This window comes from Agrococcus sp. ProA11 (assembly GCF_039880525.1).
Lineage (GTDB): Bacteria > Actinomycetota > Actinomycetes > Actinomycetales > Microbacteriaceae > Agrococcus > Agrococcus chionoecetis.
This window is the reverse complement of record NZ_CP156989.1, coordinates 313,016-333,004: the sequence shown is the minus strand read 5'-3', so window position 1 is coordinate 333,004 and position 19,989 is coordinate 313,016. Positions and strand designations below refer to the sequence as shown.

21 protein-coding genes are annotated in these 19,989 nt (G+C 71.4%); 12 read left to right on the top strand and 9 right to left on the bottom strand.

Annotated elements, in window-relative coordinates; all coding sequences use genetic code 11:
• Positions 1 to 82: 82 nt before the first annotated feature.
• Positions 83 to 985: a neutral zinc metallopeptidase gene (locus ABG090_RS01555; RefSeq protein WP_347755790.1), complete on the bottom strand. Its 903-nt coding sequence runs from the start codon at positions 983 to 985 to the stop codon at positions 83 to 85.
• Between the two features lie 151 nt (positions 986 to 1,136).
• Here ABG090_RS01555 and purS point away from each other — a divergent pair, with 151 nt between their 5' ends.
• From purS to ABG090_RS01520, 7 genes are all read left to right on the top strand, one after another.
• Positions 1,137 to 1,397, top strand: coding sequence for a phosphoribosylformylglycinamidine synthase subunit PurS (purS, locus tag ABG090_RS01550; RefSeq protein ID WP_347755788.1), 261 nt, complete (start codon positions 1,137 to 1,139; stop codon positions 1,395 to 1,397).
• Complete coding sequence (purQ, locus tag ABG090_RS01545; RefSeq protein ID WP_347755786.1) at positions 1,394 to 2,083, top strand: phosphoribosylformylglycinamidine synthase subunit PurQ; 690 nt, start codon at positions 1,394 to 1,396, stop codon at positions 2,081 to 2,083. Before purS ends, purQ begins: the two co-directional genes overlap by 4 nt.
• Before the next feature lie 40 nt (positions 2,084 to 2,123).
• Positions 2,124 to 2,618 (top strand): DUF3817 domain-containing protein, encoded by a 495-nt coding sequence (locus ABG090_RS01540; RefSeq protein WP_347755785.1) that lies wholly within the window; start codon positions 2,124 to 2,126, stop codon positions 2,616 to 2,618.
• Positions 2,619 to 2,716: 98 nt separating this feature from the next.
• On the top strand, positions 2,717 to 5,008 hold the full coding sequence (gene purL, locus ABG090_RS01535; protein WP_347755783.1) for a phosphoribosylformylglycinamidine synthase subunit PurL: 2,292 nt from the start codon (positions 2,717 to 2,719) through the stop codon (positions 5,006 to 5,008).
• A 139-nt stretch (positions 5,009 to 5,147) separates the two neighbouring features.
• The gene (locus ABG090_RS01530; RefSeq protein ID WP_347755781.1) at positions 5,148 to 5,582 is read left to right on the top strand and encodes a DUF1761 domain-containing protein; all 435 of its coding nucleotides are present in this window, start codon (positions 5,148 to 5,150) and stop codon (positions 5,580 to 5,582) included.
• Positions 5,579 to 6,055: an SRPBCC family protein gene (locus ABG090_RS01525; protein ID WP_347755780.1), complete on the top strand. Its 477-nt coding sequence runs from the start codon at positions 5,579 to 5,581 to the stop codon at positions 6,053 to 6,055. Before ABG090_RS01530 ends, ABG090_RS01525 begins: the two co-directional genes overlap by 4 nt.
• A 409-nt stretch (positions 6,056 to 6,464) precedes the next feature.
• Positions 6,465 to 6,761, top strand: a complete 297-nt coding sequence (locus ABG090_RS01520) for an NINE protein (RefSeq protein ID WP_347755778.1) — start codon at positions 6,465 to 6,467, stop codon at positions 6,759 to 6,761.
• A 12-nt stretch (positions 6,762 to 6,773) separates the two neighbouring features.
• Here ABG090_RS01520 and ABG090_RS01515 read toward each other — a convergent pair whose 3' ends face one another.
• Positions 6,774 to 7,064, bottom strand: a complete 291-nt coding sequence (locus ABG090_RS01515) for a chorismate mutase (protein ID WP_347755776.1) — start codon at positions 7,062 to 7,064, stop codon at positions 6,774 to 6,776.
• Between the two features lie 174 nt (positions 7,065 to 7,238).
• On the opposite strand from ABG090_RS01515, the gene ABG090_RS01510 reads away from it, so the two are divergent.
• From ABG090_RS01510 to ABG090_RS01500, 3 genes are all read left to right on the top strand, one after another.
• The gene (locus tag ABG090_RS01510) at positions 7,239 to 7,862 is read left to right on the top strand and encodes a maleylpyruvate isomerase N-terminal domain-containing protein (RefSeq protein WP_347755774.1); all 624 of its coding nucleotides are present in this window, start codon (positions 7,239 to 7,241) and stop codon (positions 7,860 to 7,862) included.
• 79 nt (positions 7,863 to 7,941) lie between these two features.
• Positions 7,942 to 9,291 carry an NADP-specific glutamate dehydrogenase gene (gdhA, locus tag ABG090_RS01505; protein ID WP_347755772.1) on the top strand — a complete coding sequence of 450 codons (1,350 nt, stop codon included), beginning with the start codon at positions 7,942 to 7,944 and terminating at the stop codon, positions 9,289 to 9,291.
• Positions 9,292 to 9,499: 208 nt separating this feature from the next.
• Positions 9,500 to 9,904 (top strand): VOC family protein, encoded by a 405-nt coding sequence (locus ABG090_RS01500; protein WP_347755770.1) that lies wholly within the window; start codon positions 9,500 to 9,502, stop codon positions 9,902 to 9,904.
• 160 nt (positions 9,905 to 10,064) lie between these two features.
• On the opposite strand, the gene ABG090_RS01495 is transcribed toward ABG090_RS01500, so the two are convergent.
• The gene (locus ABG090_RS01495; protein WP_347755768.1) at positions 10,065 to 11,351 is read right to left on the bottom strand and encodes an adenylosuccinate synthase; all 1,287 of its coding nucleotides are present in this window, start codon (positions 11,349 to 11,351) and stop codon (positions 10,065 to 10,067) included.
• Between the two features lie 140 nt (positions 11,352 to 11,491).
• On the opposite strand from ABG090_RS01495, the gene ABG090_RS01490 reads away from it, so the two are divergent.
• Positions 11,492 to 12,736, top strand: a complete 1,245-nt coding sequence (locus ABG090_RS01490; RefSeq protein WP_347755766.1) for an Nramp family divalent metal transporter — start codon at positions 11,492 to 11,494, stop codon at positions 12,734 to 12,736.
• 57 nt (positions 12,737 to 12,793) lie between these two features.
• Here ABG090_RS01490 and ABG090_RS01485 read toward each other — a convergent pair whose 3' ends face one another.
• The 3 genes from ABG090_RS01485 to ABG090_RS01475 all read right to left on the bottom strand — a co-directional run bounded on the left by ABG090_RS01485 (position 12,794) and on the right by ABG090_RS01475 (position 15,238).
• Entirely contained in the window at positions 12,794 to 14,152 is a 1,359-nt protein-coding gene (locus tag ABG090_RS01485) for a TIGR01777 family oxidoreductase (protein WP_347755765.1), read from the bottom strand.
• Between the two features lie 110 nt (positions 14,153 to 14,262).
• Complete coding sequence (locus ABG090_RS01480) at positions 14,263 to 14,736, bottom strand: SRPBCC family protein (protein ID WP_347755763.1); 474 nt, start codon at positions 14,734 to 14,736, stop codon at positions 14,263 to 14,265.
• Positions 14,737 to 14,809: 73 nt separating this feature from the next.
• Complete coding sequence (locus tag ABG090_RS01475; protein ID WP_347755761.1) at positions 14,810 to 15,238, bottom strand: SRPBCC family protein; 429 nt, start codon at positions 15,236 to 15,238, stop codon at positions 14,810 to 14,812.
• Positions 15,239 to 15,397: 159 nt separating this feature from the next.
• On the opposite strand from ABG090_RS01475, the gene argG reads away from it, so the two are divergent.
• Positions 15,398 to 16,819 (top strand): argininosuccinate synthase, encoded by a 1,422-nt coding sequence (gene argG / locus ABG090_RS01470; protein ID WP_347755759.1) that lies wholly within the window; start codon positions 15,398 to 15,400, stop codon positions 16,817 to 16,819.
• 68 nt (positions 16,820 to 16,887) lie between these two features.
• Here the strand turns inward: argG and ABG090_RS01465 are convergent, their stop codons facing one another.
• From ABG090_RS01465 to ABG090_RS01455, 3 genes are read right to left on the bottom strand one after another with little or no spacing between them, the layout of a single operon-like run.
• Entirely contained in the window at positions 16,888 to 17,607 is a 720-nt protein-coding gene (locus ABG090_RS01465; RefSeq protein WP_347755757.1) for a glycosyltransferase family A protein, read from the bottom strand.
• Positions 17,604 to 18,908 (bottom strand): PIG-L family deacetylase, encoded by a 1,305-nt coding sequence (locus tag ABG090_RS01460; protein WP_347755755.1) that lies wholly within the window; start codon positions 18,906 to 18,908, stop codon positions 17,604 to 17,606. The genes ABG090_RS01465 and ABG090_RS01460 overlap by 4 nt, the downstream gene beginning before the upstream one ends.
• Positions 18,902 to 19,912 carry an acyl-CoA dehydrogenase gene (locus tag ABG090_RS01455; protein WP_347755753.1) on the bottom strand — a complete coding sequence of 337 codons (1,011 nt, stop codon included), beginning with the start codon at positions 19,910 to 19,912 and terminating at the stop codon, positions 18,902 to 18,904. The genes ABG090_RS01460 and ABG090_RS01455 overlap by 7 nt, the downstream gene beginning before the upstream one ends.
• Positions 19,913 to 19,989: the final 77 nt, after the last annotated feature.

Below are 19,989 nucleotides of genomic sequence, written 5' to 3'. Positions count from 1 at the left end.
CGGTAGCCAAGCTCGCGACCCTCTGGTCTCGTGACGCGCGCCGGCTGCGCCGGCACGCTCCTCGACCGACGGGCGGGGCGGGCTAGACCTCGGGGGCGTTCCAGGTGTCGCAGGCGCCGACGCCGCCGTTGTAGCCGTTCATCAGCCACGCCTGGCGCTGCTCGCTCGAGCCGTGCGTCCACCCCTCGGGGTTGACGCCGCCACCGCTCATCTCCTGCAGGCTGTCGTCGCCGATGACCTGCGCCGCGTTCAGCGCATCCGTCATCTCCTGCTCGGTCGGCTGCTCCAGCACCGGTGCACTGCCGTCGTTGTCGTTCGTCTGCGAAGCCCCCGCGATCCAGGCCCCCGCGTAGCAGTCGGCCTGCAGCTCGCTGCGCACCGCGGTGGACTGCGGACCGCTGTCGCCCTGCTGCACGCGTCCGAGCTGGCCCGTGAGGTGCTGGATGTGGTGGCCCCACTCGTGCGCCAGCACGTAGAGCTGCGCAAGGCTGCCGCCCGACGCCCCGAACTGCTGCTGCATCTGCTGGAAGAACGTGGTGTCGATGTAGATGCGCTGATCCGGCGGGCAGTAGAACGGGCCCACCGCGCTCGACGCGGCACCGCATCCGGTCGACACCTGGCGGTCGAAGAGCTGCACCGACGGGTCGGCGTAGTCGATGTTGTTGGCGGCCATGGTCGTGGTCCAGAACTGCGACATCGAGTCGGCACCGCCCTCCATTCGGCAGGTGACGTTCGCGGGATCGTTGGCATCCTCGCCCGTGCAGCCGGTGACCTCTTCGCTGCCCTGCGACTGCGACTGCGGGCTGATCGGGTCGCTCGGCGCGAGGCCCGTGAGGTCGACGCCGAAGATCATCGACAGCACCACCAGGATCACGGTGACGATGCCACCGCCGCCGACGGCGATCGCGCCGCCGCTCGGACCACCGCCGCCGCCGCCCCGGCTCACGGTCGTGGTGTCGAAGTTCGCGTTGCCCCTGAAGGTCATGCGTGCACCCTAGCCCGACCCGCCGCAGATCCCCTGGCGAGACCGGGAGCGCCCCCGCGGGCTGCGCGCGTCGCGCCCGCACGCCGCCATGGTTCGCGCTCTTCCGTAGACTGGGAGCACACCCCCTTTCCACTACCGCAGGGAGCAGCCCATGGCCCTCATCGTCGTCGACGTCATGCCGAAGGCAGAGATCCTCGACCCGCAGGGCAAGGCCGTCACGCGTGCCCTCGCCCGCCTCGGCCACGAGGCTGTCGGCGATGTGCGCGTCGGCAAGCGCTTCGAACTGCGCGTGGACGGCGAGGCGACGGATGCCCTGCTCGAGCAGGTGCGCGACGTCGCCGGCCAGGTGCTCGCGAACACGGTGATCGAGGATGTCGTGGGCGTCAGCGTCGTCGAGGACGCGGCCAAGTGAGGGTCGGCGTCATCACCTTCCCCGGCACGCTCGATGACCGGGATGCGCAGCGTGCCGTGCGGCTCGCCGGCCACGAGCCCGTCGCCCTCTGGCACGGCGAGCACGACCTGCATGGCGTAGACGCCCTGGTGCTGCCCGGCGGGTTCTCCTACGGCGACTACCTGCGCTGCGGCGCGATCGCGGCGCTGTCGCCGATCATGACCGAGGTCGTCGAGGCAGCGAACAAGGGGATGCCGGTGCTCGGCATCTGCAACGGCTTCCAGATGCTCGCGGAGGCGCGCCTGCTGCCCGGTGGCCTGGCGCGCAACGAGACCGGCCTGTTCGTGCGCCGCGACCAGCGGCTGCGCGTCGAGCGCACCTCCACGGCTTGGACGAACCGCTTCGACGAGGGGCAGGAGATCGTCATCCCGCTGAAGAACGGCGAGGGTCGCTTCGTCGCGACGCCCGAGGAGGTCGCGCGCATCGAGGGCGAAGGCCTCGTGGCCTTCCGCTACCTGGGCGAGAATCCCAACGGCTCGATCGACGAGATCGCGGGCCTGACGAACGCCGCGGGCAACGTGGTCGGCCTCATGCCGCATCCCGAGCACGCGGTCGAGCTGGGCTTCGGCCCGACCACAACGCGCATGAAGGCGGGCCTCGACGGGCTGGAGATCTTCAAGTCGGCGCTCGAGGCGGTCGCCGCGTAGGCAACCGAACGCAGGGGGTCCGTTGCTGTAGGCTGTCTACATGACGGACGCGAAACGCACGACCTCCACCGGGTTCACGCCCAAGCGCCTCTACCGCTTCCTCGCCGTCGCCGAGACGATCACCTGGACGCTGCTGATCATCGGCATGATCGGCAAGTACGGCTTCGACTTCGACGGCCTGCTCTTCCCGTTCGGCCTCACGCACGGCACGGTGTTCGTCGCCTACGGCGCCACCCAGATCCTGGTCGGGCTCAACCAGCGCTGGTCGGCGGGGCGCATCCTGCTCGGCATCGTCACCGCGATCGTGCCCTACGCGACCATCCCGTGGGAGCGCTCGCTCGAGCGCAAGCAGGCACTCGACGGCCGCTGGCGCACTGAGGCGAGCGACGACCCGCGCGATGCGCGGCCGCTCGACCGCCTCTTCCGCTGGGCGATCGGCCACCCGGTCCTGCTCGGCGTCATCGTCATCGTCGCTGTCGGCGCCGTCGTGGCGGTGCTGCTGCAGCTCGGCCCGCCCACCGAGTGGATCGACTGAGCGGTCGCCCTGGCCGCGCCGCCGACGCATCCGTCACCTCGATAGGATTGATGCACCGCCGAGCAGAGCCCTTCGAGGGATCTACGCCGAGGAGAGCCGTGACCGCAGCATCCCGCACCACCCCCCGTGACACCGTCGAGGTGGCCGCATCGACCCCGGAGCGCGAGCAGCCGTTCGCCGCACTGGGGCTGAAGTCCGACGAGTACGAGCAGATCCGCTCGATCCTCGGTCGGCGACCCACGAGCGCCGAGCTGGCGATGTACTCGGTGATGTGGAGCGAGCACTGCTCCTACAAGTCGTCGAAGACGCACCTGCGCCGCTTCGGCGAGAAGGTCACGCCCGAGATGCGTGAGCGCCTCATGGTGGGCATGGGTCAGAACGCGGGCGTCCTCGACGTCGGCGAGGGCTGGGCCGTCACCTTCAAGATCGAGTCGCACAACCATCCGTCGTTCGTCGAGCCGTTCCAGGGCGCAGCCACCGGCGTCGGCGGCATCGTGCGCGACATCATCTCGATGGGCGCGCGCCCCGTCGCCGTCATGGATGCGCTGCGCTTCGGGCGCATCGACCACCCCGACACGGCGCGCGTCGTGCACGGCGTCGTCGGCGGCATCTCCTTCTACGGCAACTGCCTCGGCCTGCCGAACATCGGCGGCGAGACCGTCTTCGACGCCGTCTACCAGGGCAACCCGCTCGTGAACGCGCTCGCCGTGGGCGTGCTGCGCCACGAGGATCTGCACCTCGCGAACGCCACCGGCGTCGGCAACAAGGTCGTGCTGTTCGGCGCCCGCACCGGCGGTGACGGCATCGGCGGCGCGTCGATCCTTGCCTCCGAGTCCTTCGACGACGAGGGCCCCGCGAAGCGCCCGGCCGTGCAGGTCGGCGACCCGTTCGCCGAGAAGGTGCTCATCGAGTGCTGCCTCGAGCTCTACGCCGCGGGCGTGGTCGAGGGCATCCAGGATCTCGGCGCCGCAGGCATCTCCTGCGCCACAAGCGAGCTGGCCGCCAACGGCGAGTCGGGCATGCGGGTCGAGCTCGACCACGTGCTGCTGCGCGATCCCACGCTCACGGCGGAGGAGATCCTCATGTCGGAGTCGCAGGAGCGCATGATGGCGGTCGTCGACCCGGCAAAGCTCGACGAGTTCCTTGCCATCACCGGCAAGTGGGATGTCGAGACGAGCGTGCTGGGCGAGGTCACCGGCGACGGCCGTCTGGTCATCACCCACACGGGCGAGACGATCGTCGACGTCGACCCGAAGACGGTCGCGATCGACTCCCCCGTCTACGAGCGCCCGATGGAGCGCCCGATCTGGCAGGACGCCCTGCAGGCCGACTCCGCGTCGGCGCTGCCACGCGTCACGGGCGCCGCGCTCGGCGACCAGCTGCGAGCGCTCACCGGCAGCCCCAACCTGGCCGACGCATCCTGGATCACCGACCAGTACGACGACTACGTGCTGGGCAACACGGCGCTCTCCACCCCCGACGACGCCGGCATGGTGCGCATCGACGAGGAGTCCGGGCTCGGCTTCGCCGTCTCGGTCGACGCCAATGGCCGCTACTGCCAGCTCGACCCGCGCGAGGGCGCCAAGGCCGCGCTCGCCGAGTCGTACCGCAACGTGGCCGTCTCCGGTGCGACGCCGGTGGGCGTGAGCGACTGCCTGAACTTCGGCAACCCCGAGATCCCCGCCGTCATGTGGCAGTTCTCCGAGGCCGTTGACGGCATCGCCGACGGCTGCGCCGAGCTCGGCATCCCGGTCACGGGCGGCAACGTCTCGTTCTACAACCAGACCGGCGAGACGCAGATCCACCCGACGCCGGTCGTCGGCGTGCTCGGCATCATCGATGACGTCGACCGCCGCCTGCCCTCGGGCTGGCAGGACGACGGCCAGGCGCTGTTCCTGCTCGGCACCACGCGCGATGAGCTCGACGGCTCCGCCTGGGCCGGCGTCGTCCACGATCACCTCGGCGGCCTGCCCCCGAAGGTCGACCTGGCTGCCGAGAAGCAGCTCGGTGGCCTGATGCAGGGCATCGCCTTCGAGGGCCTCGCGACCGCCGCCCATGACCTCTCCGAGGGCGGGCTCGCGATGGCCGTCGTCGAGGGCTCGCTGCGCTTCGGCATCGGCGCGCGCATCTGGCTCTCGGGCCTCACCGAGCGCGACGGCCTCGACGACACGGCTGCGCTGTTCTCGGAGTCGGGCGCCCGCGCGCTCGTCGCCGTCGCCCGCGAGGACGAGGTGAAGTTCACCGGCATGTGCGAGGCGCGCGGCGTGCCCGTGCTCCGCATCGGCGTCACCGACGCCACGAGCGGCACGATCGAGATCCAGGATGTCGCGACGCTCTCGCTCGACGAGCTGCGCGCCGCCAACGAGGCACCGCTGCGCCGCTTCGCCTGACCGGGACCGCCGGCGCTGCGCCGCCGCCCGTCGTTCAACCGGGCCTGTGGTCTGGCGAGCCGATTTCCGGCCCGTCGCGCCACTGAACCGGTTGAGGAGCGGCGTCGACGGTGGGGCCTGCGCCGCCTAGGCTTCAGCTATGGAACTCACCGTGCCCGCCATCAACATCTGGGCTGTGCTGCTCGCGACAGTCGCTGCCATGGTCGTCGGCTTCATCTACTACCACCCGAAGGTGCTCGGCACCGCGTGGATGAAGGCCATCGGCCACACCAGCGAGTCGATGGCGAAGGGGCCGAAGCCCTGGGTGTACCCGCTGCTGATCGTGTGCGCATTCGTCACTGCCTGGGTGCTCGCAGGCGCGACCTGGATCTCGTTCGACTTCTACGGCGGCAGCTTCCTGGTGAACGCGCTCGTCACCGGCTGGATCCTCTTCATCGGCTTCACGCTCTCGCGCGTAATCGTGCACGACGCGTTCGATCCGCGCGGCTTCCGCGTGACCCCGCACACCGGTTTCAACGAGCTGCTCACGATCACGGCGATGGCCCTCATCATCGGCGTTTGGCCGCCCGCATGAGCGACATGGCGCTGACGCTGGAGCGCTCGATCGACGCCCCCACGGATGCCGTCTGGCGCGTGCTCACCGATCTGGAGGGCTCGGAGGCGGTGCTGTCGGGCGTCACGCGCATCGAGCGGCTGGCGGGCGTCGGCTACTCCATCGGCACGCGCTGGCGCGAGACCCGCACGATGTTCGGGCGCGCGGCGACCGAGGAGATGGAGGTCGTCGGCATCGATGAGGGCCGCTCCACGATGATCGCCGCAGAGGCGAGCGGCATGGCCTATCGCACCGAGTTCACGCTGGAACCTGTCGAGCAGTCCGACGGTGGACCGCAGACGCTGCTGCGGATGCGCTTCAGCGGCTCGTACCTGAGCCCGTCCTGGCTGCAGCGGGTGATGGCGACGCTGACCGCCAAGCTCGGGATGGCGACGATGCGCAAGGTCATGCAGCAGGACCTCGACGACATCGCCGCGGCCGCCGAGCGCGCCTGACCGCCGCGGTCTCGCGCAGCGGGCACCAGCGCTGCCCTCCCGCTGTGCCCCGCCTGATGCGGCCACGTACCGAGAGGCCGAGCAGTCACTGCCCGCCGTCTCGTAGGCTGATCGCATGTCTGCTCCGTCGACTCCCGGCTGGCACGACGATCCCGACGGTCGCCGGCGCTGGTGGGACGGGCAGCGGTGGGGCGCCTATGCCCCGTGGGACGACCACGGCAGTCCCGAGCGCCCGACCGCATCGCAACGACCACGCCTCGACCCGTCGCTGACCTTCGACCCCACGGCCGCCGGACGCGCTGAGCGCGCGCAGCGATCCAACGGACGCACGCCGAGCCCGCGTCCGCCCGAGCGGCGTTCCCTGCCCGCGCGACCGCCGCATCCACGGGCCCCCAGGGGAGACAGGCGGATGAGGATCGCGTACGCGCTGGTCCTGGTGCTCGGCCTGCTCGGCGCGCACCGCTTCTACCTCGACCGAGTCCGCTCGGGCACGGCGCAGATGCTGCTGTCGTTCGCGGCGGCCGCAGCTGCTGTGGTGCTGGTCGGCGACCCATCCGCACTGGCGCTCGCCGCGGTGCCGATCGCGGCCGTGGGCTGGTGGCTCATCGACCTGTTCCGGACCGCCGGGATGGTGCGCGAGCGCAACCGCCGAGAGCCCGAGCACTCGGATGCGCCGGGCTACGAGCGAGGCTGGCCGCGGCCCTGACCTCGCGGGCCGCTACTCGGTGCCGGCGATCCGCTCGTGGTGGTGGATGACCTCCGCGATCACGAACGTGATGAACTTCTCGGCGAACTCCGGGTCGAGCTCCGCGTCCTCCGCGAGCTGCCGAAGGCGCGCGATCTGCTCGCGCTCCCGGCTCGGGTCGCTCGGCGGCATCCCATGGTCCGCCTTGAGCACGCCGACTGCCTGCGTCAGCTTGAATCGCTCAGCGAGCGTGTGGATGAGGATGGCGTCGACGTTGTCGATCGAGCGTCGGCAACGCTGCAGCTGCTCCTCGGGCGTAGTCATGCCTCCACTCTATTGAGCGCACGCGCCCGGCCTCGTCCCGCGTCCCGAAACTCGGCGTCCCGCCCGCCGACCCCGCCTGCCGCAACGGACCCGCTGCACGGGGTCCGCTGCGGCGGAAGGGGTCCGCGAGACGTGGACCTGGTGGGGCGGGCGGCCCGGTGCGACGATGCATGCGTGACGGTCGATTTCGGCATGGCGGCGAGCGAGTTCTGTGCGCTGGTCGAGCGCGTGCCGCACGAGGCGCTCGACGGTCCCGGCCTCGGCGAGTGGAGCCTGCGGGAGCTCATCGGCCACACGTCACGAGCGATCAGCACCGTCAGCGAGTATCTCGCCGCCCCCTCGCCCGCCGTGAGCACCGTGCACTCAGCGAGCGAATACCTCGAGGTGGTGCTGCGGCAGCAGGGCGACGATCGTGCGATCGCCGAGCGCGGCCGCGCCGCAGCCGCGCAACTCGGCGACGATGCTGCAGGTGCCATCGCGGCGCTCGCGGCCGACGCGATCCGCGCCGTCGGGGCCGCCGCCCCCGACCGGCTGCTCACCGTCGGATCGGATGGCAGCGTCGCGATGCCTCTGCAGGAGTACGTGCGCACGCGCGTGTTCGAGCTGACCGTGCACGGCATCGACATCGCCGACGCCGCGCGCCTCACCTGGACGCCGCCGGCGGCGCATCTCATCGACGCCCTGCACCTGGCGGCCGCGAACGCGACCGCCCGCGACGCGGGTGTCGAAGCGCTGCGCCTGCTCACCGGCAGGCGGCCGGACGCCGGCCTCGACGGCGTGCTCGCGGCCGGCCGGTAGGGCAGCAGCACGCGCCCGGCCGGCGTCTCGGCCCGCGATAGTGTCGGAGGGTTGTCTGACACCGACGAGGAGCCCTCTCTTGACGCAACTCCACCCCCAGCTCGTGCCCGTCTTCGACGATGTGCTGCACAGGAACCCCGGCGAGGCCGAGTTCCACCAGGCTGTCTTCGAGGTGCTCGAGAGCCTGGGCCCCGTGGTCACGAAGCGCCCCGACTACGTCGACGCGCAGATCCTCAGCCGCATCGTCGAGCCGGAGCGACAGATCATCTTTCGGGTGCCGTGGATCGACGATCAGAACACGGTGCAGATCAACCGCGGATTCCGGGTGCAGTTCAACTCCGCGCTCGGTCCGTTCAAGGGCGGCCTGCGCTTCCACCCGAGTGTCTACCTCGGCATCGTGAAGTTCCTCGGCTTCGAGCAGATCTTCAAGAACTCGCTCACCGGACTGCCGATCGGCGGCGGCAAGGGCGGCAGCGACTTCGACCCGAAGGGCAAGTCCGACGGCGAGATCATGCGCTTCTGCCAGTCGTTCATGACCGAGCTCTCGAGCCACATCGGGCAGTACACGGATGTGCCGGCTGGCGACATGGGCGTCGGTGGGCGTGAGCTTGGCTACATGTTCGGCCAGTGGAAGCGGCTGACGAACAGTTACGAGTCCGGCGTGCTGACGGGCAAGGGCCTCACATGGGGCGGCTCACAGGTGCGCAGGGAGGCGACCGGCTACGGCGCGGTCTACTTCCTCGACGAGGTGCTGAAGTCGCGCGGCGACTCCTTCGACGGCAAGCGGGTCGTCGTGTCGGGCTCTGGCAACGTCGCGATCTACGCGATCGAGAAGGTGCAGCAGCTCGGCGGCACCGTGATCGCCACGAGCGACTCCTCCGGCTTCATCGTGGACGAGCAGGGTGTCGACCTGGAGCTGCTGAAGGAGATCAAGGAGGTGCGGCGCGGCCGCATCGCCGAATACGTCCAAGCGCGTCCGCACGCATCGTTCTCGTCGAATGGCCACACGATCTGGACGGTGCCGTGCGACATCGCGATCCCGTGCGCGACGCAGAACGAGCTCGATGAGGCCGACGCGGCGACCCTCGCGGCCAACGGCTGCACGCTCGTCGGCGAGGGCGCCAACATGCCCACGACGCAGGCAGCGGCCCGGGTCTTCGCCGACGCCGGCGTCACGTTCGCGCCGGGGAAGGCGGTCAATGCCGGCGGCGTCGCGACCAGCGCGCTCGAGATGCAGCAGAACGCATCCCGCGACTCGTGGACGTTCGAGCACACCGACGAGCGGCTCGCCGAGATCATGCGCGGTGTGCACGACCTGTGCGCGGAGACCGCAGAGGAATACGGCCGTCCCGGCGACTACGTGAAGGGCGCGAACATCGCGGGCTTCAATCGCGTCGCCGACGCCATGCTCGCGCTCGGCGTGATCTAGCCGCAGGCACCATCGCGCTTGGCGTGATCTCTCCGCAGGCACCATCGCGCTTGGCGTGATCTCGCCGTCGGCAGCATCGCGCGGCACGATTGGCGGCTCACGTCGCCGACCCTTGCGCATCTATGTGGACGGCGTTAACATCGCCGGATGCTGCGCATCGATGCGGCCGCAGCCGCCGCAGCGCACCCGTCGGACGAAAGGCTCGACCATGACAGCGATGTCGATCTACCTCTGGATGCCCGGCACCGCGCGCGAGGCGCTCACCTTCTATCGAGACGTCTTCGGCGGCGACCTCGAGATGCACACCCTGGCCGAGATGGGCCGCTCGGACGGCCCGGCGGATGCGATCGGCCACGGCGCGCTCTCGGGCCCCGTGAGCCTGTTCGCGACGGACGCGGTGGGCGACGAGGAGCCGCTCGCGATGCATGGCGCCGCCGTGGCGCTGCTGGGCACCGCCGATGGACCGACGCTGACGCGCTGGTACGAGGCGCTCGCTCAGGGCGGCACCGTGCTCGACGCGCTGCAGGAGCGACCGTGGGATGCCACCGATGGGCAGGTGCGCGACCGCTTCGGCGTGCGCTGGCTGATCGGCTTCGAGCACGCCGCAGCCTGAGCCCGCCCGGAACCCGCGCGGCGCTCGCCCGGCGCTCGCCCGGCACCGTTTCGCTGACTCACGCCCGTTCGTCAACCGAGCCTGTGGTCCGGCGGGCCGAATATCGGCGCGCCAGACCAGGTGACCGGTTGACGGACGAGGGGCGGCGGGCCCGGGCTGGCTAGTCGATGAGGTCGTGCACCTGGATGATGGCCTCGCGGTCGGCGCCGACGCCGATCGCCGAGATGCGCGACCCGGAGCGCTCCTCCAGGAAGCGCACGTAGGCCTGCGCGTTCGCCGGCAGGTCGGAGAAGGCGCGGGCGCCCGTGATGTCCTCGGTCCAGCCCGGCAGCGACTCGTAGATGGGCTTCGCGTGGTGGAAGTCGGACTGCGAGATGGGCATCTCGTCGAAGCGCTCCCCGTCCACGTCGTACGCGACGCAGACCGGGATCTGCTCGATGCCGGTGAGCACGTCGAGCTTGGTCAGCACGATGTCGGTGAGGCCGTTGATGCGCGAGGCGTAGCGCGTGATGACGGTGTCGTTCCAGCCGCAGCGGCGCGGGCGCCCGGTGGTGGTGCCGAACTCGAAGCCGTTCTTGCGCAGCAGCTCGCCCCACTCGTCGAACAGCTCGGTGGGGAACGGGCCGGCGCCGACGCGGGTCGTGTAGGCCTTGACGATGCCGATCGAGCGATCGAGGCGATTCGGGGCGACACCCGAGCCCGATGCGGCGCCGGCGGTGGTGGCAGTCGACGAGGTGACGAACGGGTAGGTGCCGTGGTCGATGTCGAGCATCGTCGCCTGGCCGGCCTCGAACACGACCGTCTGGCCGGCGTCGAGCGCGCGCGACAGCTCGAGGCCCGTGTCGGCGACCATCGGGCGGAGCCGCTCCACGTAGGACGTCAGGTCGTCGAAGATCTCGTCGCAGGTCACCGAGCGGCGGTTGTAGACCTTGGAGAGCATGTGGTTCTTGGCGTCGAGCGCGCCCTCGATCTTCTGCCGCAGGATCGACTCGTCGAACAGGTCCTGCACGCGGATGCCGACGCGGTTGATCTTGTCGGCATAGGCGGGGCCGATGCCGCGCCCGGTGGTGCCGATCGAGCGCTTGCCGAGGAAGCGCTCCGTGACCTTGTCGAGCGTGCGGTGGTAGTCGGTGATGATGTGGGCGTTCGCCGACACGCGCAGCTTCGAGACGTCGACCCCGCGCGCCGACAGCGCCTCGAGCTCATCGAAGAGCACCTCGAGGTCGATGACCACGCCGTTGCCGATCACCGGGGTCACACCCTCGGTGAGGATGCCGGACGGCAGCAGGTGCAGCGCGTACTTCTCGTCGCCGACCACAACCGTGTGACCGGCGTTGTTGCCGCCGTTGAACTTGACGACGTAGTCGGTGCGGCTGCCGAGCAGGTCGGTGGCCTTGCCCTTGCCCTCATCGCCCCACTGGGCGCCGACGATGACGATTCCTGGCATGGGAGCTTCCCTTCGACGGGTTCGCGTACACCCAAGCCTATCGAGCCGAGCGCCCGCGCCCGCACGGGCCGCCAGCGCGTATTTCGGATGCCCCATCACTATGATTTCGGCCTACCGAAATATGGGGCTAGCATCGTCGCATGCCCGCCACTTCCCTGCCGTCGCGAACCCGCCCGCGCTCCCGCACCGGCCTGCTGCTGCTCGGCCCCGCGCTCGTGGCGGGCGTCGCCTATCTCGACCCTGGCAACGTCGCCGCCAACGTCACCTCTGGCGCGCGCTACGGCTACCTGCTCATCTGGGTCGTCGTGTGCGCGAACCTCGTCGCCTGGCTGATCCAGTACCTCTCGGCGAAGCTCGGCATCGTGACGGGCAAGAGCCTGCCGGAGCTGCTGGGCGAGCGCTTCGGCTCGCGCGCCGGCCGCATCGCCTACTGGCTGCAGGCGGAGGGCGTCGCGATGGCGACCGATCTCGCCGAGGTGATCGGCGGCGCGGTCGCGCTCTGGCTGCTGTTCGACGTGCCGCTGCTGGCCGGCGGCCTCATCACCGGCGCCGTCTCGATGGTGCTGCTCGCGGTGCAGTCGCGCCGCGGCCCGCGCGCCTTCGAGTTCGTCATCGTCGGCCTGCTCGCGATCATCGTGCTCGGGTTCACCTGGGGCGTCGTCGTCGCGCCGCCGGAGCCGGCCGGCGTGATCGGCGGCCTCGTGCCCCGCTTCGAGGGCACCGACTCGGTGCTCCTGGCCGTCAGCGTGCTCGGCGCGACGATCATGCCGCACGCCATCTACGCCCACTCGAGCCTGGCGCGCGACCGCTTCCGCGACCGTGCGGGCCTGACGACCCCGCGACTGCTCCGCGCCACCCGCGTCGATGTGACGGTCGCGATGGTGATCGCCGGCGGCGTCAACCTCGCGATGATGCTGCTGGCGGCGGCGAACCTCGCGGGCGTCGAGGGCACGGACACGCTCGAGGGTGCGCACGCCGCGCTCGGTGCGGCTCTCGGACCGGTGGTCGCCACGATGTTCGCGATCGGCCTGCTCGCCTCCGGCCTCGCCTCCACGTCGGTGGGCGCCTACGCTGGCGCCGAGATCATGCACGGGCTGCTGCACACGCGCATCCCGCTCCTCATCCGCCGGCTCGTGACGCTCGTGCCGGCGCTGATCATCCTCGGCTTCGGCGTCGACCCGACCCTCGCGCTCGTGCTCAGTCAGGTGGTGCTGTCGTTCGGCATCCCGTTCGCGCTCATCCCGCTCGTGCGCCTGACGGCCGACCGCGCCGTCATGGGCGACCACGTCAACGGCCGGTGGACGACGATCGCCGGCGCTGCAGCCGCCATCGCGCTCAGCGCGCTCAACGCCGTGCTGCTGTGGCTGGTGCTGACCGGCGCATAGCCTCCGCGGCCCACCCCGACGAGGCACGGCACCGGGCGCGGTGCGGGCCCTCGCTCGCTAGCGACCGGCCTCGCGCTGTCGGCCGAGCTGGTGCCGCAGCGCATCCTCGAGCCGCGGCCTGCGGAACCGGTGACCGAGCGCGCTGAGCGCCTCGGGCACGACATGCTGGTTCGCGAGCGCCAGCTCCTGCATGCCCTGCTGACCGAGCAGCATGCGCGGCCCGATCGACGGCGTGGGCATCACGGCAGGGCGATGCAGCACGCCCGCGAGCTCGGCCGCGAACTCCTCCTGCCGCACCGCCTCGGGGCTGACCGCGTTCACCGGCCCGGTGACCCGCTCGTCGACGAGCGCGCGGGCGTAGATGTCGACCAGATCATCGAGGTCGATCCAGGATTGCCAGTGCCGACCGCCCGCGAGCGGGCCGCCGAGGCCCGCCTGGTAGATCGGGCGCAGCACCTGCAGCATCCCTCCCCGGCCGCTGAGCACGAGGCCGGTGCGCACCTGCACGCTGCGCACGCCGCGCTCGACGCCCGCCCTCGCCTCGGCCTCCCAGTCGGCGACCACGTCGGCGAGGAAGCCGCCGCCCGCGCCGCTCGTCTCGGCGAGCGAGCTCTCGCCACGATCGTTGCCGTACCAGCCGATGGCGGATGCGCTCACGAACGCGCGCACGCCGCTCTCGGCCGCGCGCTCGGCGAGCAGCCTGGTCGGCCCGATGCGGCTGCTGCGGACGCGGTGGCGGTGCTCGTCGTCGAAGCGTCCGAAGATCGAGGCGCCAGCGAGGTGCACCACGGCATCGACGCCCTCGAGCAGATCCGCGGCGGGCGCCGCGGGATCCCACCGGCGCTCGCCCCCGGCCGCGTCGCGGCGCACGAGGCGGATGACGCGGTGGCCGCCGGTGGTGAGGAACGCGGTCAGCGCGGTGCCCACGAGACCGCTGCCGCCCGTGATGGCGACGGTCATGGGAGCCGCTGCAAGCTCCCTGTGGCGCTGGATGTCGTCGGCGAGCTGTCGGTGGCGATAGACGAACATCGGGCGCAGCAGGTGGGAGCCGACGAGCGTCTCGACGCTGTCGTGCAGCCGCGTGGCGGCATCGCCCGACGTGGACTCGACCGGCTCGAAGCGATGCTCGTGATGCCAGCGCACGGCCGTGAGCGCGGCCGATCGCACCCCGTCATCGACGCGATCGTCGACGAACGAGCGCCCTTCGACGTAGCCGTCGGGGTCGTGCTGGCTGACCCAGATCAGGCCTCCCGGCAGCGCGAGCTCGGCTCGACCGTCCGCGAGCGATCCGGCCTCCCGCCGCACGCGTCCCGGCATCCAGGGGGGCAGCATCCGCTGGAACGCTCCGGGCCTCGTGTGCCAGGCCCAGACCTCGTCGATGCCGGCCGCGATCGTGCTCCAGTGCTGGATACCCATGGAACGACGCTACGCCCCGACCCTGGGCGCCCTCGATGAGGGCAGGGTCGGGGCGCAGCGTCGTGGTGGCTCTGCTCAGCGGGATTCGCTGAGGTCAGCGACGGATCGCGTCAGTTCCCGGTGCTGTCGGTGGAACGCTCGATGTCGCCATCCCAGCCCGACTCGGCCGCGCTCGTCGACGGCTCTGCCTCGGCGAGCTCCTTGAAGCGCTTGAGGTCCTTGCCGATCTGCAGGTCGTCGACCTGCAGCAGCGCGCCGACCGCCTCGACGACGCCCTGCGGCTTCCAGTCGATCTGCACGTTGACGCGCGTGGTCGCGTCGTCGATGCGGTGGAAGGTCACGACACCGGCATGCGTCTCACCGTCGATGCTGCGCCATGCGACGCGCTCGTCCTGGTGCTGCTCGGTGATCTCTGCGTCGAACTCGCGGTCGACGCCCGCGATCGAGACCTCCCAGTGGAGGCGGTCGTCGGACTGCTGCGTGATGGATTCGACGCCGCCCATGAACTTCGGGAAGTCCTCGAACTGGGTCCAGAGCGCGTACACGGCGCTGATCGGTGCCTTGACGTCGATGCTGTCGGTCATCTGGGGCATGATGCTCCTCGTTGTCGTCGTACTCGGATCGTGTTGCGCCAGACGGCGCTGGGTCTGCGAGACGCTACGCCGCGCGGCTGAGCGGTTGCTCCGCGCACGCCCTGAATCGCTGCAGATCGCAACGGATGGTGCGCTCGTCGAGGTCGTGCAGGTCGGGGCCGCTCGGCCCGTCGCCCCTGGGCGACCAGGTGACGCGCAGCGTCACGCGGGTGCGGTCGTCATCGACGGCGTCCAGATCGATCCACCACCCCATGGTGGTCTGATCGACGCTCATCCACGCGATGCGCTCGTCGGGCCGGCACTCCGTGACGACGGCGTAGAAGGTGCGCTCCACGCCCGCGATCGACACGCGCCAGCGCATCCGCTCCTTCGTCTCGGCGTACACCGAGTCGACGCCCGTCATGAACTCCGGAAACCGCTCGAACTCCGTCCATGCGCGGAACACCTCGCTGCGAGGCGCCGCGACTTCGAATTGATCATCGACCTGCAGCATGCTCATCCCCTAAAACCGTGACCGCGGTACCGACTTCGCCGTCGTGTACCCCGTTACGGGATCGTGACATCCGAACCTGAACGCGACAAGGGACGGGTCTGAGAGTTCCCTCACACGGGCGCGGCGCGGGGTGCGGCGCGCGGAACGTAGAATCGAGGCATGTCCAAGGTCCTCTCCTCCCTGCCCGTCGGCGAGCGCGTCGGCATCGCCTTCTCCGGCGGCCTCGACACCTCGTGCGCCGTCGCATGGATGCGCCACAACGGCGCCGTGCCGTTCACCTACACCGCCGACATCGGGCAGTACGACGAGCCCGACATCGATGCGGTGCCCGGGCGCGCGACGGAGTACGGCGCGGAGGGCTCGCGCCTGGTGGACGCGAAGTCCGCGCTCGTGGAGGAGGGGCTCGTCGCCCTCGCGACCGGTGCGTTCCACATCCGCTCCGGCGGCCGCACCTACTTCAACACCACGCCGCTGGGGCGCGCCGTCACCGGCATGCTGCTGGTGCGCGCCATGAAGGAGGACGACGTCGAGATCTGGGGCGACGGCTCGACCTACAAGGGCAACGACATCGAGCGCTTCTACCGCTACGGCCTGATGGCGAACCCGGGGCTGCGCATCTACAAGCCGTGGCTCGACGCCCGCTTCGTGGCAGAGCTCGGGGGCCGCAAGGAGATGTCGGAGTGGCTCGTCGAGCACGGCTACCCCTACCGCGACGCGACCGAGAAGGCCTACTCGACGGACGCGAACATCTGGGGCGCGACGCACGAGGCGAAGACGCTCGAGCACCTGGATGAGTCGATGGAAGTCGTCGAGCCCATCATGGGCGTGAAGTTCTGGGACGAGTCGGTGGCGATCGGCACCGAGGATGTCGCGATCCGCTTCGAGGCGGGGCGTCCCGTCGCGATCAACGGCGTGGAGTTCCCGGATGCGGTGGCGCTCGTCATGGAGGCGAACACCATCGGCGGTCGGCACGGCCTCGGCATGAGCGACCAGATCGAGAACCGCATCATCGAGGCGAAGAGCCGCGGCATCTACGAAGCACCCGGCATGGCGCTGCTGCACATCGCCTACGAGCGGCTGCTGAACGCGATCCACAACGAGGACACCATCGCGACCTACCACGAGCAGGGTCGTCGCCTCGGCCGGCTCATGTACGAGGGCCGCTGGCTCGATCCGCAGTCGCTCATGCTGCGCGAGTCGATCCAGCGCTGGGTCGGCTCGTCGGTGAGCGGCGAGGTGGTGCTGCGCCTGCGACGCGGCGAGGACTACACCGTGCTCGACACCCGCGGCGAGGGCTTCTCGTACCACCCCGACAAGCTCTCGATGGAGCGCGTCGGCGACGCCGCGTTCGGCCCCGAGGACCGCATCGGGCAGCTCACGATGCGCAACCTCGACATCGCCGACTCCCGCTCGCGGCTGGAGGGCTACGCGGCCGCCGGTCTCGTCGAGGGCGAGACGGCCAAGCTGCTCGGTGCGCTGGAGGCGGGTCGCGCGAACGAGATCATGGTCTCGCCCGACGACGACCCCGAGGCGCTCGAGCAATGGAACGACCGCGCCGCGATGGACCTCGGCACCGACTGACACACCCGCATCCGAAGGGCGGGCGCTGCGAGAGCTGCGCCCGCCCTTCGTCGTTGCAGCGTCAGGCGCTACTCGAGCTGCGGCGAGTGCTCTTGCAGCGCCGAGAGGTAGCTCGCGAAGCCGCCCTCGACGCGGCTGCGCGTGCGGCCGGACGTGCGCACCGGCGGGCGGCGCCGGTCGTCGACGACGGCGCCCGCCGCGTGCAGCCGCGCCACCAGGTCGACATCCTCGTGCAGCCGCATCGGCGCGACGCCGCCGATGCGCTCGAGCACGGTCGCCCGGACCCCGAGATTGGCGCCATGCACGGCGGCCCCCGCCGGCAGCGGGTCGTGCGCGGCGTGCCAGGCGGCGAGCGCGGCCGGCGGCAGCACGGCGGCATCGGGCTCCACGCGCCCGACGTGCAGATCGGCGCCGCGGTAGGCGGCCTGCAGCTGATCGAGCAGCCACGAGCGCGGCACGGTGCTGTCGGCATCCGTCATCGCCACCCAGGCGCGATCGAGCTCGCCCGCCTCTTTCCACTCGGCGAGGCCGTGCTCGATCCCCGCCCGCCGCGCGGCGCCGACCGAGGCGGCGTCGATCTCGACCACCGCGGCGCCCGCCGCTCGCGCGATCGCCGCGGAGTCGTCCACGCACGCGTCGGCGACCACCACGAGCCTGGTCTCCACGTCTGGCATGCGCTCGGCGAGTGCTCGCGCGGCGGCGATGCTCTCGAGGCAGGCGCCGAGCGTGGCCGCCTCGTCGCGCGCCGGCACGACGACCAGCACACGCGTGATCGCAGTCGCGCTCATGCGGGCACCAGCACATCGAGCAGGAAGGCCTCATCGCGGTGCTCGACGATGCGACGCAGGCCGTCGATGCCGGCCGCGAGCGCGTGCACCTCGTCGGCCGATGCGAGCATGTCGTCGCTGTCGCCTCGCCAGTGGCAGAGCACGACGTGCGCACCGGCGTCCCGAGCCTCGCGCAGCAGCGCGCGCAGAGCATTCGCGTCGAGGTAGGAGCCGAGCTCGCTGAGCACCACCAGATCGACGTCGGCTACCGGGAGGCCGTCGCGCGCAGCGCGGTGCTCGACCCAGGCATTGGGGATCCCTTCGAGCGTGCGCCGCGCCTCGACGAGCGCCGGCAGCGAGGCATCGAGCCCCAGCGCCGACTCGCAGCGCCCGGCGAGCTCGGCCGTGAGCGTCGCGGTGCCGCAGCCCACCTCGACTGCCATTCGATAGCGCTCCTGCGGCAGCGATGCGAGCACGAGCGCACGCTTGCGACGCTCGTACCAGGCGGACCGGGTCGCCCACGGATCAGACTCCTGCGCGTAGCGCTCGTCGAACGCGGTGCGGGCGGCGGGCGGGGCGAGCAGCAGCCACTCGTCGCCCGCGAACCGCGCGAGCATGTCGGGCGTCAGCACCACGCGGTCGTCGTCGTGGGGCGACAGCGGCGCGACCTGCGACCGATGGGCCGCTATCGCGCGCGCCTTGGCGTCGCGAGCCTCGGCATCCAGCGGCACGCGGCGCAGCGCCGCGTCATCGAACAGGCCCGGCTCGCCCCACAGCCATGCCCAGATCGGAGCCCACGCGCAGTCGCGACCGGCCTCGCGCGCGACGGCGGCCACGGCATCCCCCACCGCCTCGTGATCCGGATGGCCGTCGTGCGCCCACGGTGCCAGCACCAGCGCGTCGTCGGGCAGGCCGGCGATGAGCGGCACGATGGCGCGCACCAGCTCGCTGCGATGCGCGCGCACGGCGCCATCCGGGAGCCCCAGGCGGACGATGCGCGCGCCGATGTCGCCGAGCGCCGCCTCCTGCTCGCGGCGGCGCTGCGCGGCGAGCGCCTGCGGCGAGAGCGTCGGCGAGCCAGGGTGCGAGCCTTCGCCGTCGGTCGCGACGACGACGGTGACGGGGATGCCGCGGCGTGCAGCGTCGAGCATCGACCCGAAGGCGCCCAGCACCTCGTCATCAGGATGGGCCGCCACCACCAGCAGCTCGCCGGGGGCCGCGCGCAGCACGGGCGCGTCGCGGAGCGCGGCGCTCTGCAGCCACGCAGCGATCGGCGTGCCGGCGTCGTCGCCCCGGAAGCGCGGCTGGGTGGGCATCACCATGGCGTCGACCCGTCTGCTGCCCGAGTCTGGATCTCGGTGCCGAGCGAGGCCTGGTCGCGCTCGGCGTGATGCTGCCGCGCGTAGAGCTGCAGGTCGGCGACCCGGCGGGCATGCTGGGCCTCGAGCGCGAGCGGGGCAGGACCGAGCGCGTGGGCGACGCGAGTGAGGGTCTCCTCCACCGCGCGTGCGACGATCCCTCGGGTGCGCAGCGCGAGCAGGCCGGGCGCGACGGAGTCGTCCCCGGCGTCGATGCGACGGCCGGCGTCGGCGAGCGCCAGCCGCGACGCGCTGAGGGCCTCGTCGATGGCGCCCAGGTGCGCGAGCCGCAGCGGCGCGTCGCCCGCGGCGCCCAGCAGCCTGCGCGCGACCGCCACCGCGCCGCCATGCCAGCAGGCGGCGACGCCGATGCCGCCCCACGCGAATCCGGGGCGTCGCAGGTACCAGCCCGGCTCCCCCACCGGCTCTGCCGGCACGGCATCGAACCGCACGGGACCGGAAGGGATGCCCGCCAGACCCCGGGCATGCCAGGCGCCCGGCACGGCCTGCACGCCCGGCTGCCGCAGGTCGACATCGACGAGCACGCGCTCCTCGCCCTGCCAGGCGGAGACGAGCGCCCGATCGAGGCGATCGGCGAGCGAGCACCAGGGCTTCTCCCCCGCAAGGCTGCCGTCGCGCAGCTCGAGCCTCGCGCCCGGGCCCTCGGCCGCGAAGACGCCATAGGCGCCGGCGCCGGGTTCGAGTCCCGCCTCGGCGAGGATCGCGACCGCGTCCAGGTGCGGCTCGATCGCCCGCGCGACCTCGAGGTCGTGCGCGCCGAGCGTCGCGAGCGCCTCGAGCCGCTCGACCGTGCGTCCGGCGCCGGGCAGCGGCACCGCCGCGGCGAGCGCGGGCGCGGCGGCGAGCGCCTCGGCAACGGTCGTCGGCAGCGCGCCGAGCGCCGAGCGCAGCGTCTCGCCGCCGGCGCCGCGCTCCAGCGTCACGGCGGACTGCACCGCAGCGGTCATCGGCGATCCACCAAGACGGGTCGGCGACGAGCGAGGGGTGACAGCAGCGCGGGCATGCCCCCATTCTCCCGCGACGC